Below are 20,203 nucleotides of genomic sequence, written 5' to 3'. Positions count from 1 at the left end.
GGGGAACCTCCGGCTTCGGACCACGGGCGGACCCCCACCGTCGCGCCGATGCCTGCGACTGTCAATCGGCGGGGGCCGGCCCGGCCGTCGCAATGAGCCACCGGGTGTCCACCGCTGGGCCGGCCGACGACGGCATCGGCGCGCTTCTTCGTCCTACCCGGAGCCCTCCGGCCCGGCCTTCCGTACGGTTGCGCGGGGCGTCCGCGGGATCATCCGGCCGCGGGCTGCCGGTGGGCGCTGCGATCGGCGCCTTCGGCGGCCCCGGTGATGGCATGGAGCGCTTCCTCCAGGTGACCGGTGGTGAGCCGCTGGTTGAGCAGGCAGATCCGCCCGGTGTAGCGGCCGTCGATCTCGGCGCCGCTGACGAAGACGGAACGGGTGGAGTTGATCTCCGCCACGAGGGCACGATTGGCCGGATCGCCCCCACGGCGCAGCCGGAACGGGACCACCGTGAGCGGCGGAGCGCCCATGGTCTCCAGCGCGGGAGCGGCGGTCAGCCGCTCCTGGGCGAAGACGGCCAGGTCGAGCATGCGGTCGAGCGCCCGGCGGAACGCCCCGACACCGTGCACATGCAGGGGCAGCCACAAGCGCAACCCCCGGTACTCGCGGGTGAGTTCCGGACCGAGGTCGCTGTAGGAGGGCAGCACTCCGCTGTCGCACTGGTCGGCCAGACAGTGGCGGTGGCGCAGGGCGAAGGTGTCGCGCAGCACCGCCGCGTCCCGGACGAGCAGCACACCGAGTCCGTTGGGCAGAAAGAAGCCCTTGTGGGGGTCGAGGGTGATGGAGTCGGCCGCGCCGATCCCGGCCAGTCGCTCGCGGCCGCGCTCGGTGAGCTGGAAGGCACCGCCGTAGGCGGCGTCCACATGGAGCCAGAGGGCTTCGCGGCGGGCGAGGTCCGCCAGCCGGTCGAGGGGGTCGATCGTGCCGGTGGTGGTGGTGCCGGCATTGGCCATGAGCAGGAACGGGCGATACCCGGACCTCCTGTCGTCCTCGATCATCCGTGCCGTGGCCCGGGGATCCATCCGCAGGTCGCCGGTGGTGGGGGCGATGCGCAGACAGGACTGCGGAAGCCCGGCGATGCGCAGGGCGCGCAGCGCGACGGGGTGGGTGTGGCGGGTGGTGTAGACCGTCGCCCCGGTGGCGTCCTCGCCCAGGCGGGTGTGGCGGGCCGCGGCGATCGCGGTGAGGGTGGCCATCGACGTTCCGGTATGGGTGGTGGCGACGGCCGTGGCCGGGAGCCCGAACTCTTGGCACAGCCATCGCATGACGCCGTGTTCGAGGGCGACCAGCGCGGGACTGTGGTCCGGCAGGCCGGAGTACCGGTTGAACCCGGCCGTCAGGAGGGAGGCCACCGCGGAGGTGGCCAGGCCGCCGCTGGGGACGTAGCCCAGGAAGCGGGGCGAGGAGGTCTCCACAGAGGTCTTCGCGGCGAGGGCGGCCAGCGCCATCAGCCGCCGGACGTCGCCCGGCTCCTCCGCCGGGGCGGCGGACAGCCGGGCGAGGAGCCCCGCGTCGGGCCCTCCGTGCTGCGCCGGGCTTCCGTCGATCCCGTCGTGGAAGTCGCACACCAGTTGCCGGGCATGGTCCAGCATGCGGTCCAGCTCGGCGGTGGAGACGTCCAGCCCGTCGCGCCCCGGGGGCGGCGCCGGTGCGGACGCGGAGAGCAGGGCATCGAACTGGTGGCTCATCAGGCTCCTTGAGCCCGCCGTCCTCCGCGTCATGGGCGCAGGGCCGGGCTCGGGTCGGTCTCGGGTACGGGGGAAGGGGGCGCATGGTGCACGGGCGGACTGCTCCGGGCGGCCGGCTGACCGGCGGATGGTCACGCGTGGGCGGGGCCGGACCGGGCCCGTTCGGGCCGCGGCCGCGGCCGTACTCCACTGTTTGCCGTGTGTTTCGCCCGTCCGCTGTGGTCCGCGGGTGTCAAGGGGTCCGGGCGGCCGCCGGTCCGGCAGCCGGGACGGTCCGGCCGCCTGCCGTCGCGGCGGTGCCGCGGTCGGCCGGGGTGGGCCGGCCCTGGGACTGGGGCTCGGCCGGCCGGATGCCGATCCCGTCGCACAGGGCGCCGATACGTGCGACGGCCCCGGGCGTGACGGGCCCGGTGAGGGCGGCCCCGTGGTCGCCGCTCAGGGCGAGGGCGGCGGCTTCGGCCTCGCATCCCCACAGGTCGTGGGAGCGCAGGAGCCCGGTGCCGATACCGTAGCGATAGCCCTCACGGCGGTGGAGGGGCCCCGGGGCAGGACTGGTCGTGCCGATCGGCCACAGCAGATGGGCGCCGCGTCGGAGCCACTGGTCGCGGTCGACGCAGCCGGGCTGGCTGTCGTCGATGAGCACATGACCGCTGAGGTCGGCGTCCGGGACCAGGCCCTCCAGATCGAGGCTCTCGGTGATGGCGCTGACGGTGACGCGGCACATACGCAGGACTTCACCGGCGTCGGCGGTGACCCGGGTACGGGCCCCGGCGCCCGCTGCCCGGACCACACGGTCGACGCGGCCCAGACGGGTGGGCCGGTCGCAGGCGAGGAACCCCGTGTCGGGCAGCTCGGAGAGAAGCGTGGTCAGGATCGAGGTACCGATCGAACCGGCCGCGCCTATCACCCCGATCCGCACCGGCCCGCTGCCGGAGGCGGTGGTTTCGAGGACCTGGTGGGTCAGCCCGCGGATCAGGTGAATCGTTCCGCCATGACCGGAAGTGACTACCGGAACGTTCCTGCCCGGCGGGGTCGCGTCGCGGCCGAAGCGGGTGAAGGCGGGGAGGGTGGCGCCGAGGCCGACCACCCGGGCCCCGAACCGCTTCCGCGCGAAGGCGATGGTTTCGCGGACGATGTCCGAAATGCGGTCGGCGGCCGCCCCCGGGGGCAGATCGGTGACGAGGTCCGCGGTGACCGGAGCCTGGAGAACCACGCCACGGCGGCCCGCATGGTCGCCGTAGGAGGCCAGGATCAGCGGCGGAAGGGCCGCGATGAGATGCTGGCCCAGGCTCGCCGAGACCCCGTACCGCGGGTCGAGCAGCGGTAATAAGTGGTGGACTTCGGGTCCCCGGGCCGGGTCATGGCGACTGATCAGGCTGGGCACCACGAAGACCCGGTCGGCCGGCAGGTCCGGTACGGCTCGGCCCTCGTACAGCTCGAAGGCCTCTTCGACGGTGGCGACGGTACGGGCCGCGGCCGCCGTGGGATCGCCGCCGCCCGCCGGTGAACCGGCCCGCCGGAGCATCTCGTCGACCAGACGTCTCGCACGGTCCCGTTCGGGCGCGGTCCGTGCCGGACTCGATGACAGATGGGTGGAAAGCATGGTGACAGCCCCCCGGACCGACAGGTCCACAATCGACGGAATCACTGACAGAAGGGGCAAACCCGCTCTGCGCTCGGCCCGGATCGGGCCACGCCCCGCCCCGAGCATGATCAACGACAACGTCTGTGATGCGTTACGGCTCGGGAGCGGTGTCCCGGCCGGCTGGACAGAGGACCCGGTTTCGGGGCGCCGGAGTCCACGGACCGGTTCGTCGTCCCCCTGCTGCCGGAGCGGCACCCGGCGGTGTGCTCGGGGGTCGTTCGAACGCTTCGCCCGTCGCGACGGACCTGTCGAGGCTGCACCTGCGCGACCGGGGCCGGGCCGTCGTCCTCGCCTGCGAGACGGGTCCGATCGCCCTGGGCGGGGTGGTCAGGCCTTCCCTTGCGGACCGTGCCCAGGGTCCGGGGAGGCCGGGACCCCCGGGGCCTCGGCGCTACACCCCTGGCGGGTCAGCCGCGCATGGTCCTCGTCGGAAACCGGCGCTCCGGAGGCCGGCAGCAGCCACGGGACGCCGTTCACCAGGGGATAGAGGCGGCGCAGCCGCGGGTTGTACAGGGCATCACCGTCCGAGGCGGTGACGGTGACCGGGCCGGCACCGGAGCGCGCGAGCCACAGTGGCCCCTTGTCCAGTGGGCAGACCAGGATGCCCAGCAGCGGGTCATCGGCGTTCATGGGCGGTCAGCTCCTCAGCGGTCGCGGTCGCGGCCGGGGTCGGTGACGGTGGGACTGCCGGACCGGGCGGCTCCGGCGGGTCGTGCTTCGGCATCGCGAGGAGCACCGACACCGCCAGCAGGGTGCCCATGACCCGCAGTGCCAGCCGTACCGGATCGCCGGGCAGCGCCTCGCCGAAGGCGAACGTACCCAGTACGGCGGTGAACACGCTCGTGACGGTCGTGCACACCGGCACGATCAGCGAGACCCGGCAGCGCTGAAGGGCCGCCTGCGACATGACCAGCCCGAACGCGCCGGTGAACAGGAGGAGGTACGGGTACGGGGAGCCCAGCACGCCGGACAGCGCGGCGGCGGGCCGGTCGAGCAGCCCGGCCGACCGGACCGACACCCCCTTGACCGCCAGCGAACTCACCCCGTACAGCAGCCCGAGCGCCACCCCGTACCCGACCCCCGTCGCCGGTTTCCGGTGCTGCCGCCGGGCCCGGCGCTCGGCCGCGGCGTACCACCAGATCCCGACCGCCAGCGACGGCACACAGACCAGCAGGATCACCGGAACCGGCGCCCCGGCGCCGACGGTGTCGGTCTCCGGGGACAGGGAGAGGACCACCATCACCAGGGCGACGAGGATCACCCCGACCGCCAGCCGCTCCCGCCCCGGGATCCGTTCGCCCAGCAGCCGTTCCGACAGCAGCAGGAGCAGCACCAGACCGGAGACGAAAATGCCCTGCGCGGCGGCGATCGGCAGCGTCCGGTAGACCACGAGCTGTGCCCCGAATCCGGCCGCCAGCGCCAGCGCGCCGACGATCCACAGCGGGCTGCCGATGAGCCGCAGCAGCAGCCGGGCCGGCTGCCGGACCGATACGGCGGGCATCCCTCCGAGCGCCCTCTTCTGCAGGACGAATCCGGTGCTGTAGAGCACGTTCGCCAGCAGTGCGGCGGCCACCCCCCACCACACGGCCTACGTCTTCCGCGCGTGCAGCAGCAGGATCGACGCGAGCGAAGGCGCCGCGCACGCCAGCCGGTCCAGGGGCCGCAGCGGGCGCGGCACCCCGTGGAAGGGCGCGCCCGCGAGCCGTACCACCTCGAAGCCGGACGCGGCCACGAACTCCCGCAGCGCGCGGGCCGTGTACAGCCGGAGGTGCCCGACCACCTCACGGCCGGGACGGCCGTGGATGGCACGCAGGCTGACCTCGGAGAACACGGGCTGGACACCGGCGAGCAGCAGGGCCCGGTTGTACCAGGCGGCCAGGTTCGGGGTGGACAGCATCAGATGCCCGCCGGGGCGCAGCACACGCCGCAGCTCGTCCAGGGCGCTGTCCGGGTCGACGAGGTGCTCGACGACCTCGCTGAAGAGTACGGCGTCGGCCGCGCCGGACCTGAACGGCAGCCGTCCGTCGCTCAGTTCGCCGCGGACCACGTCGGTGAGCCGGGTCCGGGCCCGGCGCAGGGCGTCCTGCGACCAGTCGACGCCGATGACGCGGTGCCCGGCGAGGAGCGGCGCGGCGGTGGCCGCCGCCGTACCGTCGCCGCAGCCGACGTCGAGGACGACGGCGGGCCGGACCGCGGCGGGACCGAGCGCGGCGGCGAGCATCCGGGCCTGCCGCAGGCTGCGGGCGTCCCCGGAAGCGACGGGAACGGCGGGGTTCTCGTAGAACTCGCGCAGTCCTCGGGGCGCGGCACCGGTGGGCGCGGCCTCCGGGACGGTCTGCTCCCGGGGCGTCGTGCCGGGGTGCCGGGCCCCCGGGGCGGTACGTTTCCCGGCCGCCGCGGGCCGCCCGGCCTCCGCGTCCGGTGCCGTGTCCGCCCCCGACCGGGCCGGTGTCGTCATCGCGGGTCTCCTTCCGTCGCCCCGCCGTACCCGGTCGTGGCGTTCTCCGTCGCATCCAGGTACCGCTCGAACAGCCCCAGCAGCCTCGTCCCGTCCTCCCGGCCGAGCAGCGCCCTCGACCAGCGCAGGGCCAGATGCAGCCGCCCGGCGCTGGACGCCGTCGTCACGCTGAGGCCCCGGGGCATCCGGGTGGGCGCCGAGAACCAGACCGCGTCCGCACGGCCCGCGTCGCCGAAATCCAGCGTGTACGGGATCCGCCCGATATTGCTGAGCAGGGTCGTCGCGGTCCACGGCCCCGCCGCCCGCCGCAGACCGCGGGCCACGACCGCACGCCATGCCACCGGCACCACCGGGGCGGCCAGCAGCCCGACCCCGTAGCCGAGTTGCGGACGGGGTACGGCTTTGAGCGCACGGGTCCTGGCGGCGGTCCGGGACAGCAGCTCACCCACCGCAGCGGGCCCGGCGGGCGCCAGCTCGGCGGCGGTGAAGGGGACCTGGACGAGCCGGGTGCCGTTCCCCATCGGCATATCGGCGCCGCGCGGCCGGTCGTCCACCGGCATCGTGATCCGCATCGGCCCCGGCGGGGCGCCGTGCGCCCGGTTCCAGTCCGCGATCATCAGCGCGGTGGCGGCCAGCAGCTGGTCGTTCACGGTGTACGCGGCACCCGGCGGGCGCCGTGGCACGGCCAGGTCCGCCACCAGCAGACCGTTGCCCGGCCCGCCCGAAGGGCTGCCCTGCGCCACCCGGGCGGGACGCGCCCATGGAGACGGCCCCGGCACCCCGGCGGCTCCCTCGGCAGGGGCGGTACGGGTCGGAGGCGCCGCCGGGGCGCTGCTCCGGCCGCCGTACAGCTCGGCGGCCGTCGCCAGGAGCCGCAGCGACGCGGGCCCGTCCAGCGCGGTGTGGTTGACGGTGAGGAACAGCGCCGTACCGCCGGGCCGTTCCGGGTCGTCGACCAGCTCCAGCCGGACCGGCGGGGACGCCGTCAGCGGAGGGGCCGAGGCCAGGGAACGCTCCCTGGCCCGCTCCAGCGCCCCGGGCTCCGGCGCCGGAACCGTCACCACGTCCACACCGGGATCGGGCTCCCCGGTCAGCTCCCAGAAGTACCGGCGCCGATACCAGGGACCCGGCGCCTGGCGCACCTGGGCGCGCGGATGGCGGCGGAGGGCCCCGGTGAGCGCCTGCCGCAGCCGCACCGGATCGGGCCGTCCCGGCAGCCGGATCTCGATATGGATGGACTCGGGCTCCCCCGCCCGCAGGCAGTGCCGTTCGACCTCGTCGACGACGGGGAAGGGGACGAGGGCGGGCCGCGCGCCCCCGAGGGAACGCGCGGCACCGCCCACAGCCGTCAACGGACGTCACCTCCGGGGGCGCCGGGAGCGTCCGGGGCGCCGGACGGGCCGGGAGTCCCGGGAGCCGGTGCGTCCGGCAGCCCCTCCGGCCCGGCGACCGTACCCGGACCGGACTCCTGGCCCGTACCGAATCCGGAGCGGACGGCAAAGGCCGGCTCCGGCGGTTCGGCTCCGGACACCTGCCCGAACCGTCCCAGTCCACCGACGGTCACCAGAGCCGCGAAGAGCGCGATGAACGCCAGGAGCTGGGCCGCGTACCCGAAGGCACCATCCCCGGCCGCCGGGGACTCACCGGCCCCGGTGGCCGCCGCGATCCCCGCGCCCGCCATCGCGGCGAACGCGATCGGCGCCAGCAGCGCATGACGGCGCAGGGCGATCAGCGCGAGCGCCGGTACCAGCAGGGCGAGCCAGCCCGCGACCACCACGGCCACCAGGGTGAGCGACGCCAGCCCGAGGACGGTTCCCGGCCCGTTCGGCTCCGGCGCCGGTACCGTGCCGGCCGTGCGCTCGGGGTTCTCCTCACGCCTGCGGTACAGCACCAGACCCGCCAGGACGAGCAGGGCGAAGGCACCGGCGAACAGCCCGGCCCCGTACACCCGGGACGGCCCGTACGACAGCTCGACCGTGCCGCCCTCGCCCTCCGGGATCGCGAAGCCCTGCTGCCAGCCGTCGAGCCGGAGCGGCTTGAGTTCCTTGCCGTTCAGCGTGGCCTTCCAGCCCTCGTTGTAGTTCTCGTACGTCGTCAGGTACGAGGCGGCGCCCGCGCCGACCGACACCTTGCGGCGGTCGTCCTTCCAGTCGCCGGCGGTGAGCTGCCGGCCGGCCGTAGCCGGTGCGGCGGCCTCGCCCCGGGTGAACGTCACCCCGGTGATCGCGAGCGGCCCCGCGTCCCCGGCCTCGACCCGGTGCTCGCCCGAAGCAAGCTCCAGCTCCGGCTGCTCCCGGCCCTCCTGGCAGAGCGTCACCTCGATGGGGCGCCGCTCCACGAGGTCCCTCACGGTGCCCTTCGCACCGGTCGCGTGCAGGGTTCCGTCGACCGCCAGCTCCGGACCCTCGCCGCAGGCCAGGGTGAACGGCAGGTCGGCGAGGGGCTGCGCGGTGCGGCCCGCGGCGAGCGCCGGGACGTGCAGCTCGGTGAGGCCGACGGGGAGCTGGAGTCCGCCGTCGGCGAGCGGGTTGTGCAGGGTCACCGGAGCGGTCCTGGTGACCGTGATGTCGAGCTGGTCGGTCTCGATCGGGTCGAAGCGGGCCCAGCCGTTGTCGTCGACGTTCGCGATGGCCGCGCCATGGGGCGAGCTGATCTCGATCTTCGTGGGCCGGGCCGACAGCCCGCCCGCGGCGCCCAGCACCAGCGAGTCCACCTTCACCTTCTCGCCGGACCACTTCAGACGGATCACCGGCTTGCCGCCGGCGATCCACGCGGTCGTGAGATCGCCGTCGGTCAGATTCCGTGCCGACAGCCCCGTGCCGAGCCGGGCGGTGGAGTCGGCGGTCGCGACGATCTGCCGCGACTGCCCGGGCGCCACCCGGTACAGCAGTCTGTCCAGCTCCTCGCCGGGCACCGGCACCGCGCTGATCCCGACGTCGTGCGCGCCGGAAGATCCGGTGGTGAAGGTGCGGTGGAGCCCCGGCTCCGTACCGGCGGGGGAGAGCCCGCCCGGGTCGGCGAGCCGGTTCAGCGACACCGTCTCGGCAGCCGCGTCCGAGCCCGTACCGTCCGTGGGCAGCTTCAGCATGCGCGTCACGGTGACACCGGGGACGGTGATCTCGGCGAACCCGGCACCGGTCAGCCCCGGCCGCCCGGTCTCCGCCTCCAGCACGGTGATCTTCAGCCACCGGGTCGCGCCTTCCTTGACGGCGACGCGCTGGGTCCTGCCGTTGGTCTCCAGCGGGCTGATCACACTGCCCCGCTCGGTCTCCACCTTCACCCGCGTCGCGGCCGACCGCACCCCCTCCTGGGGCAGCGGGGTCACCTCCAGCTCGTTCGGCAGCTCCTTCTGCCCGTCGAAAGCGACGCGCAGCCACTGACCCTTCGAGCTGCCGGACGAACCGTCGGCCCACGCCGTGTCCGGATTGCCGTCGAAGGCGTTCACCGGGTCGTACTGCGGCAGATGGAACAGCCAGTTGCCGCTGGAGGACGCCGTCACCTCGCGCGCCCCCCGCAGCTCCGCCACCGTCTGCCGTTCGACGCCCTTCACCGGCAGGATCTGATGGGGTGCATCCCCCGGATCCTGCACGCTGTCGGGGTGATTGCGCTCGTCCTTGGTGTACGTGTACGAGGTGTTGGTGTTCACCAGGCCGAACCGGGTGTCGGCGCGCCGCAGCCCGTCGGCCGTGACCTGGAGCGCCGGCTTGTCGACGCCGGGGTGCCGGTCACCGGTGAGCACGGTGGGCCGGTTGCGCAGCGAAGGGTCGGCGGAGAGCGGCAGCAGCGACTCCGGTCCGCCGGACACCACGGCCGTGTCGGCGGCGGTGTAGATCCCGGCCCGGCCGGGCTCCCGGGCGCCCCCGGCGGGGGCGTAGATCTCCACGGCCCGCTGCCGCGGGAACAGCCCCTCGACCTGGAGCGGGGTGTCGTCCGCGATCCGGCCACCGGTCAGCTCCGGGCCGAGGCCCTTGACCCGCTCGTAGCCCGACTGCTCCAGCGCCCGCTTCACGGTCGTCGTCGGCACATAGCCGATCTGGTCGGGGTCCAGGTCGTTGCGGACCACCACATGGTGCAGTCCCGCCCGGTTCAGATAGTCCCGCAGCCCCGGTATCGCGGCCCCGGTGAGCAGGGCCTGCTCCACGGCGTCCATGGCGCGCCGGTTGCCGGGCGTACCGAACGGCACATAGTCGCGCTGCGCCCAGGGGGACTCGGCGAGCACATCGAGGGGCTGGTCGATGGGGGAGCCCCAGGTGTAGATGCCGTGCGCGGTCGCCGGGACCACCAGGGCCCGGCTCTGCGGGGAGTTCTTCTTCAGCCAGCCGGCCGTGTCCTCCCAGTACGCCGGCAGCTCCCGGAACGAACCCGGCTGCAGGATCGACCCGTTGACATACGGCAGGGCGAGCCCCGGCAGCACCAGCAGGGCCGCGAACAGGGGGGCGTACCGCCGCCCCCACCGCACCCCGTGCACCGGCCGCGTCCCGCGCTCCCGCACCGCGACGGCGGTGATGTGGACGAGCCCGATGACCAGGGCGAGCGCCAGACCGGGCTGGAACTTGTAGATGTTCCGGAACGGTGCCAGCGCCCCGTCCAGCAGATCCTGTACGGGCCCCGCGAACGGGGCGCCGAACTTGCCCGCGTACCCGGAGAGGGTGAGCAGCGCGACCGTCAGCACGGTCAGCACCAGCCAGCGGCGCTCCGGCAGATCCCGCCGGGCGAGCCCCGCCAGCCCCAGCGCGGCGGCCAGCGCCGAGCACACGACGACCGGAACCGACGCCGCGACGCTCCATCCGGCGGGCAGCCAGGCCTCACCGAAGTTCAGATACGCCACCCAGTTGCCCGCGCCCCGCAGGGTCTCGGTGGCCGCCATCGTGTCCGTGGTGATCTGCGACGTCTCGATGTACGGGAGGAAATTCTCCCCGTACGCGCCGAGGAGCAGCAGCGGGACCACCCACCACAGCGTCGCCAGGAGGACTCCCGGCACCCACCACAGAAGGAGCTTCAGCTTCCGCGGCCCGTTCGGCCGGGACAGCAGATAGAGGCCCACCGGCAGCAGCGACGCCAGGGTCGACGCCGCGTTGACGCCGCCCATGAGCGGGATCAGCAGGGCGGAGCGCAGCGCCGCGACCCGCGCGCTGTACCGGTCGTCGACGAGCGGCAGCAGCACCCACGGCAGCAGCGCGCCGGGCAGCGCGGCGGCCGAGGTCGACCCGACGACGATAGTGAACGTCGGCCACAGCGCGTACACCGCGGCGCCGAGGAGCCGGGTCGGACGGCTGCCGACGCCGAGGCGTTCGGCCAGCCGCAGCGCACCCCAGAAGGCCGTGGCCACGACCAGCGACAGCCACAGCCGCTCCGCCAGCCACACCGGCAGCTGCAACAGGTCGGCGAGGCCGTAGTAGGGCAGCATCGGGAACGCGTACCCGATGTACTGGTCGGTGAGCCCGCCGAAGCCGCCGCGGGCGTGCCACAGCCCGCCGAGGTCCGCCATGAACTGCCAGGGGTCGGTGGCGACTCCGAGTTTGGTCTCGAACGTCATGCGCCCCGGCGACACCGCGAGGAAGAGCGCGAACACCACGGCCCAGAAACCCAGCAGCCACCGCCGCGACCGGGGCCCTTCGGGAGGGTCCTGGGTCGCACCGGTCGTCCGGACGCCCGCCGGAGGGGGAACCTGGGCCGCTGGGGCCGTACTGGTCATGGACACCGCCGAAGAATGAGGAGGAGATTCCAGGTAGCGAACTCACGGAGGCCCGGCACCCGGGTCACCGCCCCGGCCAGGAACGGCCAGTACCGGGAGCGGGCGGAGACCACCGTGACATCGGTCCTGGCCCGTACCTGGCGCAGGGTGGGACCGATGTGCACGGCGAACAGGTTCTCGCCGAGGACGTGCTTGGCGGGGCGTCCGGTGCGCCGCTCGTAGCGGGCCCGGGCCCGTGCGGCGCCCAGATAGTGCCAGGGCGCCCCTTCATGACCGCCCCAGGGGGACAGCCAGTTGGTGAACGAGACGTAGATCAGCCCGCCGGGGCGGGTCACACGGATCATCTCGCTGAGGAAGGTCTGCGGATCGTCCACATGCTCAAGGACGTTGGAGGAGAAGGACACATCGGCCGAAGCATCCACGAGCGGCAGCAGATAGCCGTCCGCGGCGACCGCTCCCTCCGGCGGCTCGGGCCCCAGCTCCCGGGCATCCGGTTCGAAGAGGAAGGCGTGGGCGCCGCGCCGCCGGAACTCGGCGGTGAAGTACCCGCCACCGCCGCCGATGTCGACGACCGTCTTCCCGCCGACCGGCCCGTCGTACGCCTCGACCTGGTCAGCGGCGTCCCGTGCGAGCAGCCGGTAGCACGTGGCGGGGTCGTCCTGCTCGTGCATAAAGGCCCGGAACAGGGCCAGCGAGCGGGCGAACGAGGGGTCTTTCGGCGAGGTCGGGGTGGAGCGGCCGCCCTTCCGCGGGACACCGGGGGTGTCCGCGGCGGCGCAGGCTCTGGGACCAGGGGCCGGCATGGATCCTCACTTCCGGCGGGTGCGCACGGCGGCCCGCGGGGCGATCCGTGCGCGGTGCGGGCGGTTCTGGGGCTCGGTCCGCCGGGCGCCCGGCCGGACGGTCTCGCCGGTGAGGTGCCCGGCGGGCTCACGGTCGCTGTCGCGGCCCGAGTAGTGGCCGCTGCGGAGGCCGTGCGGCAGGGCGTCCTGCGGGCCGTCCGGCGCGGACGGCGGTGGTGGCGGTGGTGGCGGTGGCGGTGGTGCGGCGGTCAGGGGCGGCGCGTCCGGGCGTGCCCCGGCGGATGTGCCGCCCGTGCCCCGGCCCTGATGCCGGCTCCGTTTCCGCTCCCGGTCCCGTTCCGGGCCCCGGCCCCGGGCCGCGGCCTCCACGGCCACATCGCGGAACGTCCGTACCGTACGGGCCCAGGTGTATCCGGCCGCCAGCTCGCGCGCCGCCCGGCCCATGACCGTCCGCCGCTCGTGGCTGAGCGCCAGTGAGCACCAGGCGGCGGCGAACGCGCTCTCGCCCCGGGCCAGCACCCCGCTCACCCCGTCGTCGACCGAGTCCCGCAGCCCCGGCACATCGAAGCCGACCGCCGGGGTCGACCGGATCGCGGCCTCCGTGACCACCAGGCCCCACCCCTCCACGGCCGACGGGTGCAGCAGCAGCCAGGCCGAACAGAGCAGCCGGTGCTTCTCCGCCTCCGTGATATGGCCGGTGAACTCCACTCCCGGGCCCGCGAGCCTCATCAGCCGGTCCCGCTCCGGACCGTCCCCGACGATGACGAGCCGCCCGCCGGTCACCGGCCTGACCCGCTCCCACAGCCGCAGCAGCAGGTCGATCCGCTTGTACTCGACCAGCCGGCCCACCGCCAGGAACAGCGGCTCCGGTGAGCGCGGCTCCTGCGGTCCCGGCTCCTCGACTCCGTTGTGGACCACGCGTATCCGGTGCTGGTCGACGCCGATCGCGCGCAGTTCCCCGGCGGTCGACGGGGACACCGCGACCATCAGATTCCGCCGCTGCGCCTCCTTGAGGGCCCAGTGCTCCAGCCGGCGTCCGAGCCGGCCCGCGGGCGCGAGGGCCCGGCCGCCGAAGCGCATGTCCCACAGATCGGTGTGGACGTGGTTGACCAGACACAGGGTGGGCCCGCGATGCCACAACGGCGCCAGATACGGCATGCCGTTGCAGACCTCGACCAGCAGATCGCAGGCGCCGACCTGCCGGGCCAGGGTGCCCGGGGCCCGCAGGAAGTGACCGAGGTCGCCGCCTGCCGAGACCACCCGGTAGCCGCGGTCGGCCGCCGGGCCGCCGCAGACGAGGGTGACCTGATGGCCGAGGCGGCCGAGACCGTCGGCCAGCCGGTCGACCAGGAGTTCGGAACCGCCCGCGGCGGGATGACCGAGATCCCGGTGGGCGAGGAACACGATGCGGCGCGGCTCGGAGGGCAGCTCCGCAGGGGGCTGAGCGGGCCGGGGAACGGCCGTGCGCAGCGAAGCGGGCACGTGCTGGGGCATTGGTGCTCCGACTCGTCTGAGGGTGCGGGAACCGTGCCGTGGTCGTGGTGCGGGGTGCACGCCGGGCACGGGAGGGTGGACGGAGGAAAGGGTCGGGGACATCACGGTGGTACGCAGCAAGGGAGAGGACTCACGAGCAGTACGAGGCAGTACGAGGCAGTACGGGACGGGCGGTACGGGCGAGGTGCACGGGCGGTACGGGGCCTGGCGGGCCGGACCGAGGGGCCGGAACCGGGACCGTGCCGGGGAGCAACTGGTGCTGTGCGCGGTCCCGGTGGGATTCCGGTGGGGTTCCGGTCCGGGGTGGGACCGCCCCGGAGGGTGCCGGGGCGGCCCGGATGTGCCGGGGGTTTTGCACGGATGATGTGTTCGGGTGGGTGGGATGGACAGTTTTCGCCCAGAGGTTCGCTGCGGCTACTCACCGGGGTGATAAATTGCCGACCTGTTACCGGCCGTACCTCATCACGGAGTGACGGATTCCGGGGCCGGGGCGGCAGCCGGGACCACAGGGGTGTCCTCAGGGCGCCCCCGGAACACCAGGACCGAGCCCACCACGGCCAGCAGCAGCCCCAGACCGCCCGCTCCCGCGGGTGCCGTGACGCCCACCAGCCGGAGCTTCCGGTTGTCGGCCTTCGCCAGTTCGACCTGCTTCTTCTGGGTCTCCTCGGTGAACGCGATGCCCGTGCTGCTCTCCAGCAGCACCACCTCGCCCGCGTCGGTGGTGGCGCCCGGTGCCCGCAGCGTCTTCCTCGGCTGGATCGCGGCGTACAGGATCCGCCCGGTCTTCCGGTCCACCACCAGCTCGATGCCCGTGTTGGCGTACCACTCCTCGGCGAGGACCTGGCCGCGCTCCTTCTGGCCGACGAGCACACCGGGCACCTGCCGCGTCCCGGTCTTCACCGCCGCGACCGTGCCGGTGAACAGATACCCCTCGTGGCCCTGGACCTTCCTGGTGTTCTTGAAGGCGAGTTCCACGGTGCCGCCGAGGGTGCTGTCCCACCAGCGGTACGCCCGCCGCTCCACGTTGAACGGGAACTTCAGATACGCCTCGCCCTCGAATCGGGGGGTTTCCCCGCAGCAGTGCACGGGGGCGTTGGTCTTCCGGTCGGTCACCCAGCGTTCCACCGTCCACAGGAACGAGTCATGGGGATCGGAAGCGGGCAGCGTGTCGTCGGTGTCGACGCTCGTCGACACGTCCCAGATCGCCCGGCCGCTCTTGTCGCTGTCGGCCACATCGCCCCGGACCTTCCGGGTGATGGTGAGGTTTGTCTCATCGACGGTCTCAACCTTCCTGGCGTCGAAATAGCTGCCCCGACCAGTGAAGACCGTGGTCACATCGGTGTCGATCGGGGTGCGCTGGGCACGCGGCTCGACATACCAGGCGAGCATCGCGGCCAGCACCAGCAGAAAGGTGCCGATGCCCAGCAGAACGAGCGAAACGGGGGAGGTGGTACGTCGCATCCGGGCACTCCAGAAGAGTTCGAGACGGCTCGAAACGGTGTCGGAAAACCGAGGTCACGCGGTGACGGAACGTATGCGCGCGGCAAGGAAAAGTGCAGGCGCGGTATGGGCCGGGAACCGTAGGCGCCCCCTTGACTAGGTGTCAATACATTGTTGACACTGGCCCCAGCCGGTCGGGGCCGGCGCGCACCACCACGGGACGGCACGGCCGGGGACCCGTGACCACCCACGACCAGGGCCCGTGGGCACTGGCACGGATCCTGTGGATCATCCAGGGTGGGGACGACCTTTCGACCGGAAAGGCTGGACCCCCAGCATGCCCAGACTGCTTGCCGCCGCACTCACCGCCGTGGCCGCCGCCGCCCTCGCCGTCGGTGCCGCCGTCGGTGTCGTGGCCCTGCTCAACGCCACGCCCGAACAGCCCAACACCCCGCTCGTCACCTACGAGACGGCCTCCCGGGAGCGCTGACCCGTGCCCACCCCGACCTCAGCCCTCGGCCCCCCGGGCGCTTCGGCCGCCGTCACCCCGGGGGACCGGACGGTGCCGCCATCCGGGGCCCGTTCGGCCTGGCACGACGTACCCCGCAGCCAGGTACGCCGATTCGCGGCACTCGCCATGGCCGAGGCCCCGGCGCTGGCCGAGGAGATCCTGCGGGAGATCCGCCGTGAGTATCCGCACGTCCCGGTCGTCCTCGACGATTCGGGGGAACCCAAATCCCTCATCGGCATCCGGCGCGCCATCGAGATCTTCGTCATGCATCTGGAGACGGCGGAGGACCGGCCCCGCGTCCACCCCGAGGTCTTCCAGGACTTCGGCCGGGGGGAGGGCATCGGCGGCCGCAGCCTCGACTCCCTCCAGGCCATCTACCGCCTCGGGGTCCGGCTGACCTGGCGGCGGCTCGCGGAGATCGGACAGCGCGTGGACATCCCGCCACGGGCCATGTACGAACTCGTCGACGCGGGTTACGAGTATCTCGACGGCCTCGTCGACCAGTCGGTCCGCGGCTATGCCGAGGCCGCCGCCCGGCAGGCCGGTGAACGTCTCAGGCTCCAGCGCGAACTCATGGACCTGCTCCTGGCCGAGCACCGCACCCGCCCCGCCGCCGGACCGCACGAGATCGTCGCCGCCCTGACGGAACGGGCCGCCCGGATCGGCTGGGCACTGCCGGCCAAGGTCGCCGCCGGGGTGCTGCTGCGCCCCGCCCGCCAAGCCGTCGCCCCCGCCGTCGTCCAGGGCGTCCTCCTCGATATGGAAGCCGAACAGCCGCGTATGGTGGTGCCCGACCCGGACGCGGCGGGCCGCCCCGAACTGCTGCGGCGCGCCATGACCGGCTGGGCCGGGGCGATCGGCCCGCCGGTGCCGCTGGTCGACGCCGCGAAGTCGCTGCGCTGGGCGCAGGCGACGGTACGCCTCATGGAACGCGGGCTGCTTCCGGCGGGGGAGGTGCTGTACTCCACCGAGCACACCCAGGCCCTGGTGCTCCTCCAGCCCGAGGAGCTGATCGACGATCTGGCCCGCCGCACCCTCGCACCGCTCGCCGACTGCGGCCGGACCCATGCACGCCGGCTCGCCGAGACCCTGCTCGCCTGGCTGGAGACCCGGGGCGGCGCTCCCGAGGTCGCGGGCCGGCTCGGGGTCCATCCGCAGACCGTCCGCTACCGGCTCCGCCAGATCCGGGAGCTGTGGGGGGACGAGATAGACGACCCCGACCGGCGATTCGAACTCGAACTGGTCCTCCGCGCCCAGCGGCTGCGCGGAGACCTGGGCCGGCTCGCCCGCTGACCGGTGTCCGGCCGGGGCCGCCGATCGGTGCGCCCAGCTCCCGGAGCCGGGCTCAGCGGCGGATGGAGCACTCCGCCACGGTCAGCGGACGGACGTCGCCTGCCGCCCTGGCGCACAAGGCACGGCGGACGGGTGTGCCGTCCGGGCCGCTCCGGACCCTGTTGAGCACGATGCTGTGGCCCGAACGGGGCCGGCGGGGCCGGGAACCGGTGAAGTCGATGGTCCCCGTCGCCATATTGGGCAGGACGACCGTCCGCAGGTTGACCCAGGTGGCGGCCCGGCTCTGGGCCTGGTCCCCGACGCCCGCCGCCTCGTGCAGGGCCCGGGTGGCATCGTGCGCGAGGGCGGTCTGACCGCTCGCCAGTACGGCGGAGCCCGGACCGGCCCAGTCCCGCCGGCCGTCGGGACCCGGCAGATGGTTCTCGGCGTCCCGGTAGAAACTCGTGGCGCCCTGCGCCGCGAGCCTGGCGAGGCTTGCGTGGTAGAGCGTGACATTGGCCGGCATCCCCTCGCCGCCCTGCGGGGTGAAGTCGGCCTTGGACAGGTCGTCGCCGGTGAGTACGGAGATGTTCCGGCCGGCGCAGCCCTGCTCCGTGTTGAGCTGACTCATCAACGGGCCGACGTCTTCGACCCGGCCCGCGAAGTAGATCACCGAGGGGACCCGGGGACCCTGGCAGATCTCCTCGGTCTGCGCCTCCAGCTCGGCACGGCCGGACCGGACGGCGTACCGGCGCTCGGGCAGGACCTCGTAGTCCTCCCTGGCCAGCATCTTGTTGCTGAAGGCGGCCTGTTCGTTGGTGTACCGGTCGTCGGAGTTCCTGGTGTCGCGGGCGAGGACGAGTGCGTACTGGGTGGTCTGCGGGGTGCGCAGCTGCCGGGCGATCAGACCCAGTTGTTCGATCTGCCAGTCGTCGGGGGCCGCCAGACTGAACCAGTTGGCACGCTCCCGGGGCAGAAATCTCGCGGAGTTGGTGCCCGAGACCACCGGAAGCCCGGCGTCGGCGAGGATGATCGCGGTGTCCGTGCTGGTGGTGAGATCGCGCCCGGCGCCGACGACCCCGACGAGCGTGGGATCCCGCCGGGCGTACCGGGCGATGGACTCGGCCATGGCCTTCTGATGGCGCATGTCCACCCCGCCGTTGGCGATCAGCACCCGGAGCCCCGTCGACCTCCTCTTGTTGATCACGGCCTGGGCGAGATGGACGCCCGCCAGCTCCTCGATGCCCTTCACCGGGGAGGTGCGCTCACGGGGAGAGGTGCTCAAGGGGCCCGCGTAGACGACGGTGACATAGTTGTCCGGGTTGTCCCGGAGAACCTTGGCGTTCTCCTTGCGGATGCTCTTCTCCAGCTGTTCCAGAGTCCACGGGAGCCGGCCCGGTCCGGGTGCCTGCTCGTCCTCCTTCAGCCAGTCGGAGAAGCGGACGTCCCCGGCGGCGATGCCGATGCACTCGGGCTCGGACGCCCCGGGCGCTCTCAGCCGGACGGTATCGCGGTTGGCCGACAGCAGGGAGCTGGAGCAGTACCGGTCCGCCAGCTCCCGGGCGTGCAGGGCGGTTCCCGTGGCGATCAGCACGGTCACCAGGGCCAGGGTGTGCACCGACCAGACCAGCCGGGCGACGGTGGGCCGGGTCGTCGCCCGGACGCACTGCCGCCGCGCTTCGTCGGCCACCACCAGGCGGTCCGCGCGGAGCGGCACTTTGATCACCCAGGGCAGCTCGGCCAGGGCCCGGCTGGGCGACTGCCCGGCGCGCAGATTGCGGCCCCACTCCTGATACCAGGTCCAGGGAGCCGTACCGGCGTCCTGGACGGAACTGCGCTGCAGCCGCTCCACATCGGCGGCCCGGACCGACGCGACGAGCAGCAGCGGGTCGAGTTCGCTGCGCCGGCTGCGGACGTCGCTGACCGCCTTGATCAGCTCGATGCCGCCGTTGCCGGCGCTCGCCCGGGGTACGAAGAGCACCGGCGGGCGGGGCCGTTTGAAACCGCGGAGGTCCCAGCTCCAGCGCCGGTGGTTGTCGCGCAGATCCTCGCAGAGCGCCAGCACGTACAGCTGGAGCTGGAAATCGTCCCCCGTCTTCAGCGCCTCCGCGACCTCGTGGGCCCGGGCGGCGATGGCGTTCCAGGAGCGGACCGGGCGCACCAGGGAGAAATCGGTCGGACGGCCGGGCGAGGCGGCGCGGAGGAAGGTCGTGGTCAGGAACCAGCGGCTCTCCCGGCGCAGCCAGAGGAAGAGCGGTGCCCGGCCGGGCAGCACATTGTCGAGCAGGACCAGCAGCAGCAGGAAGCCCAGGCCGGAGATGAGCGCGATGGACCAGTCGGCGCGGGTGGCCAGTGCGCCGAATACGGCCACCAGGCTGACCGGCAGGATGTGCGCCATGTCGAAGAGGTGCAGCCGGTCGCTCCAGCGGGAGGAGCCCCGGGGCCGCCACCGCTGCCGGGCGAGCTGGTCGAGCAGGCTCTGCGCGGGGTCGGGCAGCCCTTGGGAGAAGCCCGTCGACGCGGGCGACCGGGGCCAGTCCGGATCCAGTTCGCGGACGGCGTCCTCGATGGCGCCGACCAGCCGGACCCGGGGAAAGGAGTAGCGGCGGTAGCCGGCCCGCCGGCTGTTCCACCGCAGCGGATCGCCGAGGTGGCGCACCAGACCGGCGGCGCGCCGGACCTCGGTCGCCCCCTCCAGCACGGTGGGGGCGACGGCGCAGCGCGACCCGTGCGCGTCATGGCCCGCGTACAGCTCCTCCACCAGACGGACGACCTGTTGCTCGGCATCCGTACCCGTGGCCACCGTGGTGTTCGTGCCGTCCCGGCCCGCCGCGGCGTCGGGGGCGTCGCCGTTCCGGGTGTGCAGGACGACCACCGGCATCGGTGGATGGCTGCTGCGAAAGTCCCGTACCAGCAGTTCCAGCCGCCGCTGGACATCGGCCCCCGCCCCGGTCGACATGCCGTGCCCGGTGTCGGAGCACGGCGGCAGCTCACGATCCTCGTTCCGCATCGACTTCCCCCCGTTCGTCTCAGGACGGGATACGCCGCCGGTGCGGACCCGCGCAAGGGGGTCGTTTCCCGTTGGCGGGAACTCCCATGCTGCCTACTGAAGATGTACGACAACATGACCGACGGGGTACGGCGAACGGAGCCGGTGGCGCGGACGGGATACGGGGGCGGGCGGGGTGCCGGATGCC

Annotated in this window: 12 protein-coding genes and 1 pseudogene; 2 read left to right on the top strand and 11 right to left on the bottom strand. The window is 73.3% G+C overall.

All coding sequences use genetic code 11. The features are described from left to right. Positions 1-209 precede the first annotated feature (209 nt). From ACIQ9E_RS08480 to ACIQ9E_RS08435, 10 genes and pseudogenes are all read right to left on the bottom strand, one after another. Positions 210-1,688 (bottom strand): pyridoxal phosphate-dependent decarboxylase family protein, encoded by a 1,479-nt coding sequence (locus tag ACIQ9E_RS08480; protein ID WP_403703931.1) that lies wholly within the window; start codon positions 1,686-1,688, stop codon positions 210-212. A gap of 232 nt (positions 1,689-1,920) precedes the next feature. Next, positions 1,921-3,291 carry a hypothetical protein gene (locus tag ACIQ9E_RS08475; RefSeq protein ID WP_403703928.1) on the bottom strand — a complete coding sequence of 457 codons (1,371 nt, stop codon included), beginning with the start codon at positions 3,289-3,291 and terminating at the stop codon, positions 1,921-1,923. A 369-nt stretch (positions 3,292-3,660) separates the two neighbouring features. Next, complete coding sequence (locus tag ACIQ9E_RS08470; protein WP_403703925.1) at positions 3,661-3,963, bottom strand: Trm112 family protein; 303 nt, start codon at positions 3,961-3,963, stop codon at positions 3,661-3,663. Beyond that, a complete protein-coding gene (locus ACIQ9E_RS08465) occupies positions 3,950-4,906 on the bottom strand; it encodes a hypothetical protein (RefSeq protein WP_403703922.1) in 957 nt (318 codons plus the stop codon). The genes ACIQ9E_RS08470 and ACIQ9E_RS08465 overlap by 14 nt, the downstream gene beginning before the upstream one ends. Positions 4,907-4,921: 15 nt before the next feature. Next, entirely contained in the window at positions 4,922-5,791 is an 870-nt protein-coding gene (locus ACIQ9E_RS08460; protein ID WP_403703919.1) for a class I SAM-dependent methyltransferase, read from the bottom strand. Continuing rightward, complete coding sequence (locus ACIQ9E_RS08455) at positions 5,788-7,143, bottom strand: condensation protein (RefSeq protein WP_403703917.1); 1,356 nt, start codon at positions 7,141-7,143, stop codon at positions 5,788-5,790. The genes ACIQ9E_RS08460 and ACIQ9E_RS08455 overlap by 4 nt, the downstream gene beginning before the upstream one ends. After that, positions 7,140-11,486 (bottom strand): alpha-(1->3)-arabinofuranosyltransferase family protein, encoded by a 4,347-nt coding sequence (locus tag ACIQ9E_RS08450; RefSeq protein WP_403704072.1) that lies wholly within the window; start codon positions 11,484-11,486, stop codon positions 7,140-7,142. Before ACIQ9E_RS08450 ends, ACIQ9E_RS08455 begins: the two co-directional genes overlap by 4 nt. Then, complete coding sequence (locus tag ACIQ9E_RS08445; protein WP_403703914.1) at positions 11,483-12,289, bottom strand: class I SAM-dependent methyltransferase; 807 nt, start codon at positions 12,287-12,289, stop codon at positions 11,483-11,485. The genes ACIQ9E_RS08450 and ACIQ9E_RS08445 overlap by 4 nt, the downstream gene beginning before the upstream one ends. A 339-nt stretch (positions 12,290-12,628) precedes the next feature. Next, positions 12,629-13,783, bottom strand: a pseudogene (locus tag ACIQ9E_RS08440) (glycosyltransferase family 4 protein); the annotation flags it as partial. 462 nt (positions 13,784-14,245) lie between these two features. Beyond that, positions 14,246-15,244 carry a DUF3068 domain-containing protein gene (locus ACIQ9E_RS08435; protein ID WP_403703912.1) on the bottom strand — a complete coding sequence of 333 codons (999 nt, stop codon included), beginning with the start codon at positions 15,242-15,244 and terminating at the stop codon, positions 14,246-14,248. A gap of 316 nt (positions 15,245-15,560) precedes the next feature. Here ACIQ9E_RS08435 and ACIQ9E_RS08430 point away from each other — a divergent pair, with 316 nt between their 5' ends. Continuing rightward, entirely contained in the window at positions 15,561-15,713 is a 153-nt protein-coding gene (locus ACIQ9E_RS08430) for a hypothetical protein (RefSeq protein ID WP_403703910.1), read from the top strand. Positions 15,714-15,785: 72 nt separating this feature from the next. Further along, complete coding sequence (locus tag ACIQ9E_RS08425; protein WP_403704069.1) at positions 15,786-17,027, top strand: helix-turn-helix domain-containing protein; 1,242 nt, start codon at positions 15,786-15,788, stop codon at positions 17,025-17,027. 52 nt (positions 17,028-17,079) lie between these two features. On the opposite strand, the gene ACIQ9E_RS08420 is transcribed toward ACIQ9E_RS08425, so the two are convergent. Further along, positions 17,080-20,016, bottom strand: a complete 2,937-nt coding sequence (locus tag ACIQ9E_RS08420) for an ABC transporter substrate-binding protein (RefSeq protein WP_403703907.1) — start codon at positions 20,014-20,016, stop codon at positions 17,080-17,082. Positions 20,017-20,203: the final 187 nt, after the last annotated feature.

Source organism: Streptomyces sp. NPDC094448, from assembly GCF_044763775.1.
Taxonomy (GTDB): domain Bacteria; phylum Actinomycetota; class Actinomycetes; order Streptomycetales; family Streptomycetaceae; genus Streptomyces.
This window is presented reverse-complemented; position numbering and strand designations above follow the sequence as displayed.